The sequence below is a fragment of the Mycobacterium sp. TKK-01-0059 genome (genome assembly GCF_000709305.1).
Taxonomy (GTDB): domain Bacteria; phylum Actinomycetota; class Actinomycetes; order Mycobacteriales; family Mycobacteriaceae; genus Mycobacterium; species Mycobacterium intracellulare.
Map to the genome: position 1 here is coordinate 1,933,266 of NZ_KL446993.1, position 12,962 is coordinate 1,946,227.

Consider the following 12,962-nt stretch of genomic DNA (forward strand, 5'->3'; position numbering starts at 1 on the left):
CATGACCCAGGTCGCCATCCCGATCTTTCCGCGCTTCACCGCTCTGGACGCGGTGGGGCCCTACGAGGTGCTGCAACGCATTCCGTCGATCGAGGTCGCATTCGTCGGGCACCGCCGCGGTGAGGTGCGGACCGACAACGGAATGCTCGGCGTCACCTGCGACGCCACTTTCGATGAGGTGAGCGCCCCGGAGGTGGTGGTGTTTCCCGGCGGCATCGGTACCCGCCAACTGATCCACGACGAGGCCATCCGGGACTGGCTGCGGGCGGTGCATCCGAACACCAGGTTCACCACCTCGGTCTGCACCGGCTCATTGCTGTTGGCTGCGGCCGGACTGCTCGAGGGGTTGACCGCCACCACCCACTGGGGCGCCGCCGACCTGCTCAACAATTTGGGCGCGCGCTACGTGCCCGAGCGGGTCGTCGAGCACCTGCCGCAGCGGATCATCACCGCGGCCGGGGTGTCCAGCGGCATCGACATGGCGTTGCGGCTGGTGGAGTTGCTCGTCGACCGCCAGGGGGCGCAGGCCGCCCAGCTGCTCATCGAATACGACCCGCAGCCGCCCTTCGATTCCGGTGCGCTCGCCAAGGCCGATCCGGCGACGCTGGCCAGGGTCAAGGAATACATGGCCGCCCGGCGGTAGCGGGGTTGTCCCGTCGCGCGGATTTTCTGGTCAGCCCGGTATCCGGTAGCCTGGGGCGGTTGCCGACGCAGGCGACCCTCCTGCCACGGATCGACCGTGGCCGCTTGAGACCAGAGGAGGTGGTGAGGTTTCCATGCGTCCATACGAAATCATGGTCATTCTTGACCCCACGCTCGACGAGCGCACCGTTGCCCCGTCCTTGGAGACGTTCCTGAACGTCGTCCGCAAGGATGGCGGATCCGTCGACAAGGTCGACATCTGGGGCCGGCGCCGGCTGGCCTACGAGATCGCCAAGCACGCCGAAGGCATCTACGTTGTCGTCGACCTGAAAGCCGAGCCCGCGACGGTGTCCGAGCTCGACCGCCAGCTCAGCCTCAACGAGTCGGTATTGCGCACCAAGGTGATGCGCACCGACAAGCACTAACAATCGTGGCCGCGCCGTGGACCCACGGCGGGGTGCACCTGCGTAGGCTCAGCGAGGACACGCTCATGACATCCACTACCGGAGCGGCGAGCAACAGCGTGGAACGAGGAGGAAACTGTGGCTGGTGACACCACTATCACCGTCGTCGGAAACCTGACCGCAGACCCTGAACTGCGGTTCACTCCGTCGGGTGCCGCCGTCGCGAATTTCACAGTGGCGTCGACGCCTCGGATCTATGACCGCCAGAGCGGGGAGTGGAAGGACGGCGAGGCGCTGTTCCTGCGATGCAACATCTGGCGGGAAGCCGCAGAGAACGTCGCCGAAAGCCTCACCCGCGGCTCCCGTGTGATCGTCACGGGCCGGCTCAAGCAGCGTTCGTTCGAGACCCGCGAAGGTGAGAAGCGCACCGTCGTCGAGGTCGAGGTCGACGAGATCGGCCCCTCGCTGCGCTATGCCACGGCCAAGGTCAACAAGGCCTCGCGCAGTGGCGGTGGCGGCGGCGGCTTCGGCGGTGGTGGCGGCGGCGGATCCCGCCAGCAGGCGGCGCCCGCGACCAGCGCACCGGCCGACGACCCGTGGGGCAGCGCGCCGGCATCGGGCTCGTTCGGCGGCGGCGACGACGAACCGCCCTTCTAAGAACTTCAGCAGTAGAAAAGGGAAAGAAAGACAGACATGGCCAAGTCCAACAAGCGGCGCCCGGCTCCGGAAAAGCCGGTCAAGGCGCGGAAGTGTGTCTTCTGCGCCAAGAAGGATCAAGCGATCGACTACAAGGACACCGCGCTGCTGCGCACCTACATCAGTGAGCGCGGCAAGATCCGTGCGCGTCGCGTCACCGGCAACTGTGTGCAGCACCAACGCGACATCGCCATCGCGGTGAAGAATGCCCGCGAAGTGGCGCTGCTGCCCTTCACCTCCTCGGCGCGGTAGGCGCCGAAGGCCAACTGAAAGTTACAAACGATGAAGCTGATTCTGACGGCTGACGTCGACCACCTCGGTACCGTCGGCGACACTGTCGAGGTCAAGGATGGCTACGGCCGCAACTACCTGCTCCCGCGCGGACTGGCGATCGTGGCCTCGCGGGGCGCGCAGAAGCAGGCCGACGACATCCGCCGGGCCCGCGAAACCAAGGCGGTGCGCGACCTCGGCCACGCCAACGAACTCAAGACGGCGATCGAGGCGCTGGGACCGGTCTCGCTGCCGGTGAAGACCGCGGCCGATTCCGGGAAGCTGTTCGGCTCGGTGACCGCCGGCGACGTCGTCGCCGCGATCAAGAAGGCCGGCGGTCCCAACCTGGACAAACGGATCGTCCGGCTGCCGAAGTCGCACATCAAAGCCCTCGGTACGCACCCGGTGGCGGTGCACCTGCACCCCGAGGTCGACGTCGAGGTCGCGCTCGAAGTGGTCGCGCAGAGCTAAGCGCCCGACATTTGCTCATTCCCGGCGGTGGCCCTGATCGGCCGCCGCCGGGCTTCGTTGCACTGCGTGCTTGCGGCCGCCGTTTGCCCCGGGCGGTCGCGGACGTGCTCCCTAGCGAACTATTTCTGGGGTCCAGCCGAACGGCCCGCGTTACCGGCCCGTAACGCTGGGAAAATGTGGCGGAAAGCCAACACGCCCGGGACGGTAACCGGGCCCGACACGCCGTAGAGATTCTTGTCCACATGGTTTTCATGGCGTTGTATGGCCGGTATCTGCACCGATGTCCTGGCCCTTTGCTTTAATCCACAGGTTCTCCACACCCCGCTCAACACAGGTGTCGATGTATATGCACACACGATGCACAGCTTCATGAACAGCACCCCTTTTACCTAGTAGCCAGCAACGTCTAACGTCGTCCCGGCGCCGAGCGTGAGGCGCTCTGAGGCGGAGGTGTCAGGACCTCGACCTACCCTCAATGTCGGCTATCGAATGTATGTTCGGATGAGTGGAGCACGGGAGAAGGGGATCCATGGCGGTCGTCGATGATCTGACGTCGGGCATGGATGCGTCGTCGCCCAGCGAGGACTTCGGACGTCAGCCACCGCAGGACCTCGCGGCCGAACAGGCCGTGCTCGGCGGCATGCTGCTGAGCAAGGACGCCATCGCCGACGTGCTCGAGCGGCTGCGGCCCGGGGACTTCTACCGCCCCGCGCACCAGAACGTCTACGACGCGATCCTGGACCTGTACGGGCGCGGTGAGCCGGCCGACGCCGTCACGGTCGCCGCGGAATTGGACCGCCGCAACCTGCTGCGCCGGATCGGCGGCGCGCCGTATCTGCACACACTGATCTCGACGGTGCCCACCGCCGCGAACGCGGGCTACTACGCGACCATCGTCGCCGAGAAGGCGCTACTGCGGCGCCTGGTCGAGGCCGGCACCCGCGTGGTGCAGTACGGCTACGCGGGCGCCGAGGGTGCCGATGTGGCCGAGGTGGTCGACCGCGCGCAGGCCGAGATTTACGAGGTGGCCGACCGGCGGACGACGGAGGATTTCGTTCCGCTCGAGGATCTGCTGCAGCCGACGATGGACGAGATCGACGCGATCGCGTCGAACGGCGGTGTGGCGCGCGGCGTGCCGACGGGTTTCACCGAACTCGACGAGGTGACCAACGGTCTGCACGCCGGGCAGATGATCATCGTGGCGGCGAGGCCTGGCGTGGGGAAGGCCCTGGCATTGGGTACGCCGCTGCCCACGCCGACCGGGTGGACGACGATGGGTGATGTCGCGGTCGGTGATGAGCTGCTTGGCGCCGACGGGACGCCGACGCGGGTGGTGGCCGCCACCGAGGTGATGCTGGGACGGCCGTGCTACGAGGTGGAATTCTCCGACGGGACGGTGATCGTCGCCGACGCCGCGCATCAGTGGCCGACCTCTGGTGGCATTCGCACGTCGGCACAATTGCGCTCCGGTGCGGACAGAATCGTCGTAGCGGGGTCCGCCGGTGGGTACGCCGAACAGCGGTCCGCCACCGGGCTGCTCGTTCCGGTAGTACAGATCGAGTCGGCACGCCGAGTGGCCAGCGTGCCGGTCCGCTGCGTCGAGGTGGACAATCCCGCGCACCTGTACCTGGCGGGTCGCGGGATGGTGCCGACGCACAATTCGACGCTAGGGCTGGACTTTTTGCGGTCGTGTTCGATCAAGCACCGGATGGCCAGCGTCATCTTCTCCCTGGAGATGAGCAAGTCCGAGATCGTCATGCGATTGCTGTCGGCGGAGGCGAAAATCAAGCTCGCGGATATGCGTTCGGGCCGGATGAGCGACGAGGACTGGACGCGTCTGGCGCGGCGGATGAGCGAAATCAGTGAGGCCCCACTGTATATCGACGACTCGCCGAACCTGACCATGATGGAGATCCGCGCCAAAGCGCGCCGGCTGCGGCAGAAAGCTGACCTGCGCCTGGTCGTGGTCGACTATCTGCAGCTGATGTCGTCGGGAAAGAAGGTCGAGTCGCGACAGCTCGAGGTGTCCGAATTCTCGCGCCACCTCAAGCTCTTGGCCAAGGAGCTCGAGGTTCCCGTCGTCGCCATCAGCCAGCTCAACCGTGGTCCCGAGCAGCGCACCGACAAGAAGCCGATGCTGTCCGATCTCCGTGAGTCGGGGTGTCTGACCGCCTCGACGCGAGTCTTGCGCGCCGACACCGGTGTCGAGGTCACATTCGGTGAGCTCATGCGGACCGGCGAGCGCCCCATGGTGTGGTCTCTGGACGAGCGGCTGCGCATGGTTGCCCGCCCGATGATCAACGTGTTCCCAAGCGGCCGGAAAGAGGTATTTCGGCTGCGGCTGGCCTCCGGACGTGAAGTGGAGGCCACGGGGAACCACCCCTTCATGAAACTTGATGGCTGGACTCCATTGGAGCGATTGCAGATTGGTGATCGTATCGCCGCGCCCCGGCGGGTTCCGGAGCCCATCGATACCCAGCGAATGGATGACGCGGAAGTAATTTTGCTCGCGCACATGATCGGCGATGGTTCATGTGTGAAAAGGCAACCTATCCGGTATGCGTCCGTCGACGAGGCGAACCTGGTCGCGGTGACCTGCTCGGCCGCGCATTTTGGTGTGAAGGCGGTTCGAGACGAGTATCCCGCGGCGCGAGTCACAACGTTGCGGTTGCCGGCGCCGGATCGCTTAGCGCGTGGTAGGCGCAACCCCATCGCGGCGTGGCTCGACGGATTAGGCCTGTTCGGAAAGCGCAGTCACGAGAAGCATGTGCCGGAAGCTGTTTTCCGTGCACCCAACGACCAGGTGGCGTTGTTCCTGCGTCACCTGTGGGCGACCGATGGCTCGGTCAGGTGGGACGCCAAGGTTGGTCAAGGGCGGATCTTCTATGCGTCAACCAGCCGACGGCTCATTGACGATGTAGCGCAATTGCTGTTGCGGGTGGGTGTATTCGCGCGGATCAAGCGTGCACAAAAGGTTGGTTACCGGGACTCATGGCACCTGCACATCTACGGGGCGCAGAATCAAGCCAAGTTCCTTCGGCATGTCGGAGTGCACGGTGCGAAAGCGGTGGCCGCGCAGCAGGTCCTGGCTCACCTGGACGGCTTGGTGCGGAATCCAAACCTGGACACTGTGCCCCGAGAGGTCTGGAAGCGCGTGCGGAATGTTCTGGCTGACAGGGAGATAACCCATCGCCAGTTCGCCTCGGCGATGGCAATCCAGTTCTGCGGATCGACGATGTGGAAGCACTCGCCGAGCCGGTCCAGGCTGCATCGTGCTGCGGCATTAATCGACGACCGTGAAATTCATGCGTTGGCAACAAGCGACGTGTATTGGGACACACTTGTAGAGATTACGAGTCTTGGAGAACAAGACGTCTACGACGGGACCGTCAGCGGCACACATAATTTCGTCGCCAACAGCATCAGCGTGCATAACTCGTTGGAGCAGGATGCGGACATGGTGATCCTGCTGAACCGGCCGGACGCGTTCGAGCGCGACGACCCGCGCGGGGGAGAGGCGGATTTCATTCTCGCCAAACACCGCAACGGCCCGACCAAGACGGTGACCGTCGCCCACCAGTTGCATCTCTCGCGCTTCGCCAACATGGCGCGGTGACGTCCGACGTCGTCTGTCGAACAGGCGCTACTTTGCGCTCCCGCCACCATCTTTGGTGTTCGCCGCGCAGACAGCAGGCAGGATGAGCGTGTCGATGACTTTCCGGACGAACTTCGCGTCGACGGTTTGACCGCTGATGACCCGCATCAGCCCCATCCCCGTCAAGGTGTCGGCGATAAGGGTCCAGTCCCCGTCGGGTGCGACCTCGCCGCGAGCCGCGGCCTGTCGGAGGATGGCCGTCACCACGCGCCTGCCCTTCAGCAGCATCAACTCGTCGAGGGCCGATGCGAGCTGCTGATCGTGCATCGCCTCCATCGCCACTCGCAGCACCAGATCGCTGGAGATCAGGTCATCATCGGCGCGCGCCACACGTTCAACCACCGCGTCGAAGTCACCGGCAAGGCTGCCGGTGTCCGGGGCATCGTCGTCGATGAGGTCGGGCCGCCAATACACAAGCGCATCGGTCATCAACGCGGCCTTCGACGCCCAGCGGCGGTATATCGCCGCTTTACCAACACCCGCTCGCGCGGCGATGTCGTTCATATTGGTGTCGTTGTAACCGTTTTCGGCCAATGCGGCCAGCGCGGCGTCGAGGATCGCGGGATCGCGGGATCGATCGAGCCGGCCTTGGGTGCGTTGGCGCAGTTTTGATTGTGTGTCTGACAAGCATTCCGCGGCGGCGACCAACCCCGCCGCCAGCTTGCCAGACTCGGTCACGGCTCTCACGCCCTCGCTGTCGCAAGGGGCGCGGTGTTGTCGTCGTCGACCGGAGTTGGTTCGGGTCCGCCACGGCGATGCCTGGTGATCTCAAAGGTGTTGAGCGGCCACCAGAACCAGCGGCCCAGCGCGGCGGCGATAGAGGGGGTCATAAACGCCCGCACGATCAACGTATCGACCACCAGGCCGATGCCGATGGTCATGCCGAGCTGACCGACCACGCGCAGATCGCTGACGATCATCGCCATCATCGTGAAGGCGAACACCAGGCCGGCCGCCGTGACGACGCGTCCGGTCGCCCCGATGCCACGGATGATGCCCGTGTTGAGCCCGGCGTGTATCTCTTCCCTGAAGCGCGAGACCACCAGGAGATTGTAGTCCGAACCCACTGCCAGCAGGATCACCATCGACAACGGGATCACGATCCACTGCACGCCCAGCCCCAGGATGTCCTGCCAGAGCAGCACCGACAAACCACACGCGGTACCCAAGGATGCGGCGACGGTGCAGACGATCACGAGGGCGGCCACCACACTGCGCGTGATCAACAGCATGATCGCGAAAATCAGGATCATCGCTGCGATGATCGCAATCATGAGGTCGGTGACGACGCCGTCCTGCATGTCGGCATACAGCGATGCCGTGCCGGCCAGTGAGACCTTGGCATTGCTCAGCGGGGTGCCCTTGAGGGCGTCTGCGACAACACCTTTGAGGCCCCGCACGTGTTCGATACCCTCCACCGAGGCCGGGTCGCCCTGGTGGGTGATGATCATCCGGACTGCCTTGCCATCGGGCGACATGAACATCTTCATGCCACGTTTGAAGTCGGGATTGTCGAACACGTCTGGTGGCAGGTAGAACAAGTCGTCATTCTTGGCCTGGTCGAAGTACAGGCCTATCTCCGTCGCGCCTTTGGCCAGTTCCTGCTGCTGGGCCTGGGTGCCGGCCTGGGTGCTATGGGTCGCGATCATGAAGTCGCGCATTTTCGTCATCGAGGTGATGGTGTTCTGCAGCACCGGCAACATCTGCGGCAGCAAATGATCCAACCGATCCAAATCGGTAGTGAGGCCTTGTATTTGGTCGGCGAGGGCGTCGATTCCGTCCAGGGTGTCGAAGCCTGACCGCAGTGAAAAGCAGATCGGGATGTCGTAGCAGTGCTTTTCCCAGTAGAAGTAGCTGCGAATGGGTCTGAAGAAATCCTCGAAATCGGCGAGGCTTTGCCGCAATTCGTTGGTGGTGTCCACCATCTCGTGGGTCCTGCCAACCATGCTGTGCGTGGTTTCGGTCATCTCCTTGGTGATGGTGTACATGCGTTGCATGTTGGCGATGGTCCGGCTCATCTCGTCGGCCTGTTCGAGCATCTGCGCCGAGTTGTCGTTGTTGAACTTCGCGGCCTGCAGAGTGCCGGCGTTTTGCGCACCGAGCAGGAAGGGGATCGAGCTGTGCTCGATCGGTGCGCCCAGCGGGCGGGTGATGGTCTGCACCCGATCGATGCCCCGCATGCGAAAGACATTCTTGGCGACCTTTTCGATCACGAGCATGTCGGCGGGGGTACGCAGATCGTGATCGGCCTCGAGCATCAACAGCTCGGGGTTCATGCGGGCCTGGGAGAAATGCCGGTCCGCGACGCCCATGGCCTGGTTGGCGGGCATATCGGCGGGGGTGAACTTCTGGTCGTTGTACTGCGGCACATACGTCATCAAGGCGACGAAACCCACGACGGCGATCACGCAGGTCACCAAGACGATCGGAATGGGCCAGCGCACCACGGAGGTACCGACCTTACGCCAACCCGGCGAGGAAACCACGTTGTGCTTGGGGTCGAGCAAACCGAACTTCGAGGCCACCGTCAGGATCGCAGGCGCCAGCGTCAGGGCTGCGGCGATGATCACCCCAACCGCGATCGCGCAGGGCAGACCCATGGTCTGGAAGTAGGGCAGCGTGGTCATGGTGAGGCACAAGCAGGCACCGACGATGGTCAGCCCGGAACCCAGGATGACGTGCGAGACACCGCTATAGGCGACATAGAACGCCTCTTCGGAATCGAGGCCTTTCGATCTCTCCTCGTGATATCGCCCGAGTAGGAAGATCACGTAGTCCGTCCCGGCGGCCAAGGCCAGCATGGTCACCATGCTCACCGCGTACGGGGTCAAGCCGATGATGTTCAGGTTGCCCGCTGTGGCCGTAATGCCCTGTGCGGCAAATAGTTCCAGCCCGATGATGACCATAGACACCAGCATCGTCACGACAGAGCGGTAGACGATGAGCAGCATCACGATGATGACGCCGACCGACACCAGCTCCATGATCGCCATGCTTTGATGCCCGGCCACGCTGGTGTCGGCGTTCAGCACGGTATTGCCAGCGACATGGGCCTTGATACCCGGCGGCGCTGGTACCGACGCAACGATGTCACGCACCGCTGCCACCGACTCGTGGCTGGGTGTCGTGCCCTGGGGGCCATTGAGGAAGATCTGCACGTAGGCGGATTTGCCGTCCACGCTCTGAGAGCCCGCCGCGGTGAGCGGATCACTCCAGAAGTCCTGGACGTTCTGCACGTGCTCGTGATCGGCTTCCAGCTTGGCGACGATCTTGTCGTAGAACTTGTGCGCGGCATCGCCGAGCTTGTCCTTGCCCTCCAGCACGACCATCGCTGTGGAGTCGGAATCGTACTGCTGAAACACCTTGCCGATGTGCAGCATCGCCCGATACGAATCCGAATTGGTGGGGCTGATCGGCACTGAACGCGTCGCCGCGACGGCATCGAGCGACGGGGTCAAGATGCCCAGGCCCACCGCGACGAGCACCCAGAACACGATGATCGGTAACGAGAAGATCCGCACCATCCGACCTATGAACGGGCGGTGCGGCTGCGTGTGCATGTTGCTCATACGGATTTCACCAAGCAGTAGATGAACGGTTTGATGGCGTCGGTGCTCGCCCTGCTGTCACGCACCTGACCGTCGACGGTCACCTGACACCGAAGATCGTGGGTGCCCCGATCGCCCTGGGCCAAGATGTTGGCCGACATCGACGGCAGCGTCGTCACGATCGTGAAAGACCAGGGCAGCGGGGCATTTTCGATGAGATGGGGTTGCCCGTTCTCGTCGAGGTAGTTGAGATTCGCGGTCCCGCCCGCGCCGGTGACCTCGTACCTGATGTGCTTCGGATTGAAGTTCGCGGTAATTCCGGATCCCTCCGCAAGATTCGGGCCGTGATGCCCGGTGGACTCCCGGATGCGGGTGATCGCGTATGCGCCTAGTGCCACGACCACCACCAGTAGCAGCGGGATCCAGAACCGTCTCAACACTCGAAACACCGCGTGCGTTCCCCCAGCTTTCGTTGCGTTCAGTCAGACGCCGGACAGCCCGGTTGACGCGAGAAGATGGCTGCCAACCGATGCGAAACTCGGGTTCCGAGTCAGCGACGGTGGCTACGCTAACACCGTCGCGTCAACCACGCCAACCGACCCGGGGGGCCTTGACGGGGTGGCGAGCTGTGTGTGCAACGGAGCCGTGATCGCATGGCCTCCACGTCGGAGCCGGTCGATTGGCATCGCGTCGAGTGGCGCGTAAGGGAGTCGCCCACCGCCACGCCGTTTGGCAACCTACGGTGATGATCGCCGCGGAAATCTCGTCCGGCGGGTGCCCCCGGCGCGGCTCCAGCGTCGAAGACGGATTTAGGGACCCCCATTGTGGGGTAGGCTGAACGGCGAATGCGTTCTGCATTCGCGAAAGTAAACGAAAGAAGTACAAGAAATATGACGCAAGGAACCGTGAAATGGTTCAACGGCGAAAAGGGCTTCGGCTTCATCGCCCCCGATGACGGCAGTGCGGACGTCTTCGTCCACTACTCCGAGATCCAGGGCGGTGGCTACCGCACGCTGGAGGAGAATCAGCGGGTTCAGTTCGAGGTAGGACAGGGCGCCAAGGGCCCCCAGGCCACCGGAGTGACCGCGGTCTGATCTTTACGTAATCTGTGGGCCGGCAAGGGATTACTCTTGTCGGCCCACAGATCGTTTACGGCCGGGGCCGGCGGCCCCGCGGCTCGGTCGAGAAGCTGCGCGACGTATTTGCGACCCATGCCGCGGTGGGCTTCGGTCGGCAGCTTCGTCGACCTCAATCACCGGACGGGATCCTCGAACTCTCCTGGCGCGCCGACCAATTGCACCCCATAGGTGCCGGCCCCAATCCTGGCCTCAATCGCGAACAGCCGGGTCGTATCACACTCGAAGTACTAATGTCCATCAAATTCTATTGGCAGAACGATGTTTTCGGCGACGCACTGGTTGAGCGGTGGAAGTTCGTCGAGGGTAGGACCATCCCTGATTCCGAAACCCGAGCAGCGGGATAGCGACGGAAGCTGTGCGACTGGTTCACTCTGGAGGCGGTGGTGCCTCGCCGCAATCGGTAAGCCTCGGCTGGGAAAACGTCACCGAGCCGACACCGCCGAGGGTCATACCGTTGTCCGCGAGCGTCATGGTGGTCGTGTACGGGCAGGTCTGAATTCCCGTCAGCCCGGTCAAGAACTCGACTTCGTAGGCGTACAGGAACGAACGCACGAGCTGGTCGGCATTCCACGGCACATCCAGCGCGAAGCCGAGGGATGACGCCGAGCGTGCTCCGAGGACCCGTGGTCCCACCTCGCCGATCCCTGGTGTCAGGCGGAACGGGGTTCCGTCCTGCTTCGTGCCCGACACACTGCCGCTGCGGATGCGGTAACCGGTGGCGCCCGAAGGTACGAGCGGGCCTCTCGGGATCTTGGTGCTGAACAGAATCGAGTAGTTCGTACCTCCGGCGATGGCCGTTGTGCTGAAACTCGTCGAGGTGAATTCCTGGGGTAGCTGCACCGCGCAGTTGCCGACCATGCCGGATGGATCGCTGCACTCCGAAGGCTCGGCCAACGCGGCGGGTACGACGAGCGCGGCGCCCACGACCGGCACCGATAACGCGGCGCCCCGCATGAACACGCGGCGGGAGAAAGCGTCGTTGATGATGTCGGTCAATGCGACCGCCTCCTTCGTGTGTCGGCCGACGCTACCGCGATAGCCTAGTCCGGCAGCGACGATGGCGCGACCACCCGGGAGCGGTCAGTAATCCCAGACGGTCGGTACGCACCGAAAGACGTTGCCGGCGACCGCGACCCGGCACACTGACGGGAACGGCAAGTGGGTGGCCACCAGCGACTCGCCTGTCGAGGCCAACTCCCGCAGGAGACGCACCCGAACGCGGGCCGCCTCCTCGGGGTCGTGCTCGAATCCGTTGTGCCACTCGGGGTTTTCGAATCCGACCTGGAACACGGCGTCACCGGCGAATGTCAGCCGGTCGCCGCCCGAAGCCAGGCGGACCACACTGTGCCCGGGGGTGTGACCGCCGGTGCGGGTGACGAACACGCCCGCCGCCACCTCGTAGTCCGTCTCGAACGTCCGGAGCCGGTCGCGGTACTCGTCCAGGAATCGCGAGGCGACCGAGCGAAGCACGTCCGGTATCGGCTCCGGCATGGTGGTGTGGGAGAAGTCGGGCGCCTCCCAGAAATCGGCTTCTGCGGCCGCCACGTGGATCCGCAGGTCCGGACGCAGCCGGTCCTTCAGCCCTTCGGTGAGCAGCCCGCCCACGTGATCCATGTGCAGGTGGGTGAGCACCACGTCGGTCACGGATTCCAGATCGACCCCGGCGGCCTCCAGTCGCTTCGCCGTTTGCCCCGCCCGCGGGAAGTCCGGGAACTCCAGGCCCAGCCCGGCGTCGACCAGGATGGTCCGGTCACCACTACGCACCACGACCACGTTCAGCGGCCAGTCGACCACCTCAGGCGGCAGGAAGTTATCGCCCAGCCAGCCTGCCAGCTCGGCGGGGTCGGCGTTGGTGGCCAACGTCGAGGTGGTTATCGGTAGCACCCCATCGCTGATCACCAGCACGTCAATCTCGCCGACCCGCACCGCGTAGCGCGACGGCACCAGCTCGTCGGCCGGGGCCATCCGGGCGTGTGAGGCGTGCGCCAGGCTCATTCTCGTCTCCTCGATAGTTGAAATGGCGGACCCGAACGGGCCGGCGAGGAATGGTGGAAAATTCATGCCGGTCCGGGTCGCACGGCATGAGATTCGCGTGTCCAGGCAGTCCTTCGCGCCCTTGAAAGTGCGTAGTCCGTGT

At 64.2% G+C, this 12,962-nt stretch carries 12 protein-coding genes; 7 read left to right on the forward strand and 5 right to left on the reverse strand.

Annotated elements, in window-relative coordinates:
* Window position 1: 1 nt before the first annotated feature.
* The 6 genes from K883_RS09315 (at window position 2) to K883_RS09340 (ending at window position 6,099) form a co-directional block, all read left to right on the forward strand.
* Complete coding sequence (locus K883_RS09315) at window positions 2-643, forward strand: DJ-1/PfpI family protein (RefSeq protein ID WP_008262689.1); 642 nt, start codon at window positions 2-4, stop codon at window positions 641-643.
* Window positions 644-776: 133 nt separating this feature from the next.
* The gene (gene rpsF / locus K883_RS09320; RefSeq protein WP_007771721.1) at window positions 777-1,067 is read left to right on the forward strand and encodes a 30S ribosomal protein S6; all 291 of its coding nucleotides are present in this window, start codon (window positions 777-779) and stop codon (window positions 1,065-1,067) included.
* A 117-nt stretch (window positions 1,068-1,184) separates the two neighbouring features.
* Window positions 1,185-1,703 (forward strand): single-stranded DNA-binding protein, encoded by a 519-nt coding sequence (locus K883_RS09325; protein WP_008262692.1) that lies wholly within the window; start codon window positions 1,185-1,187, stop codon window positions 1,701-1,703.
* 36 nt (window positions 1,704-1,739) lie between these two features.
* Complete coding sequence (rpsR, locus tag K883_RS09330) at window positions 1,740-1,994, forward strand: 30S ribosomal protein S18 (protein ID WP_003874730.1); 255 nt, start codon at window positions 1,740-1,742, stop codon at window positions 1,992-1,994.
* A 30-nt stretch (window positions 1,995-2,024) separates the two neighbouring features.
* The gene (rplI, locus tag K883_RS09335) at window positions 2,025-2,483 is read left to right on the forward strand and encodes a 50S ribosomal protein L9 (protein WP_008262694.1); all 459 of its coding nucleotides are present in this window, start codon (window positions 2,025-2,027) and stop codon (window positions 2,481-2,483) included.
* Between the two features lie 529 nt (window positions 2,484-3,012).
* A complete protein-coding gene (locus tag K883_RS09340) occupies window positions 3,013-6,099 on the forward strand; it encodes a replicative DNA helicase (RefSeq protein ID WP_008262695.1) in 3,087 nt (1,028 codons plus the stop codon).
* 27 nt (window positions 6,100-6,126) lie between these two features.
* Here the strand turns inward: K883_RS09340 and K883_RS09345 are convergent, their stop codons facing one another.
* Genes K883_RS09345 through K883_RS09355 form a run of 3 tightly spaced genes read right to left on the reverse strand, consistent with a single transcriptional unit; the run spans window position 6,127 to window position 10,126 of the window.
* Window positions 6,127-6,816, reverse strand: a complete 690-nt coding sequence (locus K883_RS09345) for a TetR/AcrR family transcriptional regulator (protein WP_008262697.1) — start codon at window positions 6,814-6,816, stop codon at window positions 6,127-6,129.
* A gap of 5 nt (window positions 6,817-6,821) precedes the next feature.
* Window positions 6,822-9,707: an MMPL/RND family transporter gene (locus K883_RS09350; protein WP_008262699.1), complete on the reverse strand. Its 2,886-nt coding sequence runs from the start codon at window positions 9,705-9,707 to the stop codon at window positions 6,822-6,824.
* Entirely contained in the window at window positions 9,704-10,126 is a 423-nt protein-coding gene (locus K883_RS09355) for an MmpS family transport accessory protein (protein WP_014381581.1), read from the reverse strand. Before K883_RS09355 ends, K883_RS09350 begins: the two co-directional genes overlap by 4 nt.
* A gap of 450 nt (window positions 10,127-10,576) precedes the next feature.
* Between K883_RS09355 and K883_RS09360 the strand changes: the two genes are divergently transcribed.
* Entirely contained in the window at window positions 10,577-10,780 is a 204-nt protein-coding gene (locus K883_RS09360; protein ID WP_008262707.1) for a cold-shock protein, read from the forward strand.
* 411 nt (window positions 10,781-11,191) lie between these two features.
* Here the strand turns inward: K883_RS09360 and K883_RS09365 are convergent, their stop codons facing one another.
* Window positions 11,192-11,821 carry a hypothetical protein gene (locus tag K883_RS09365; protein WP_008262709.1) on the reverse strand — a complete coding sequence of 210 codons (630 nt, stop codon included), beginning with the start codon at window positions 11,819-11,821 and terminating at the stop codon, window positions 11,192-11,194.
* Between the two features lie 84 nt (window positions 11,822-11,905).
* Window positions 11,906-12,820: an MBL fold metallo-hydrolase gene (locus K883_RS09370; RefSeq protein ID WP_008262710.1), complete on the reverse strand. Its 915-nt coding sequence runs from the start codon at window positions 12,818-12,820 to the stop codon at window positions 11,906-11,908.
* Window positions 12,821-12,962: the final 142 nt, after the last annotated feature.

What these genes read in the sequence shown, in the direction of transcription:
- K883_RS09340 (WP_008262695.1), top strand. Translation starts at nt 3,013, where the DNA reads ATGGCGGTCGTCGATGATCTGACGTCGGGCATGGATGCGTCGTCGCCC.
- K883_RS09315 (WP_008262689.1), top strand. Translation starts at nt 2, where the DNA reads ATGACCCAGGTCGCCATCCCGATCTTTCCGCGCTTCACCGCTCTGGAC.
- K883_RS09350 (WP_008262699.1), bottom strand. Translation starts at nt 9,707, where the DNA reads ATGAGCAACATGCACACGCAGCCGCACCGCCCGTTCATAGGTCGGATG.
- rpsF (WP_007771721.1), top strand. Translation starts at nt 777, where the DNA reads ATGCGTCCATACGAAATCATGGTCATTCTTGACCCCACGCTCGACGAG.
- K883_RS09360 (WP_008262707.1), top strand. Translation starts at nt 10,577, where the DNA reads ATGACGCAAGGAACCGTGAAATGGTTCAACGGCGAAAAGGGCTTCGGC.
- rplI (WP_008262694.1), top strand. Translation starts at nt 2,025, where the DNA reads ATGAAGCTGATTCTGACGGCTGACGTCGACCACCTCGGTACCGTCGGC.
- rpsR (WP_003874730.1), top strand. Translation starts at nt 1,740, where the DNA reads ATGGCCAAGTCCAACAAGCGGCGCCCGGCTCCGGAAAAGCCGGTCAAG.
- K883_RS09370 (WP_008262710.1), bottom strand. Translation starts at nt 12,820, where the DNA reads ATGAGCCTGGCGCACGCCTCACACGCCCGGATGGCCCCGGCCGACGAG.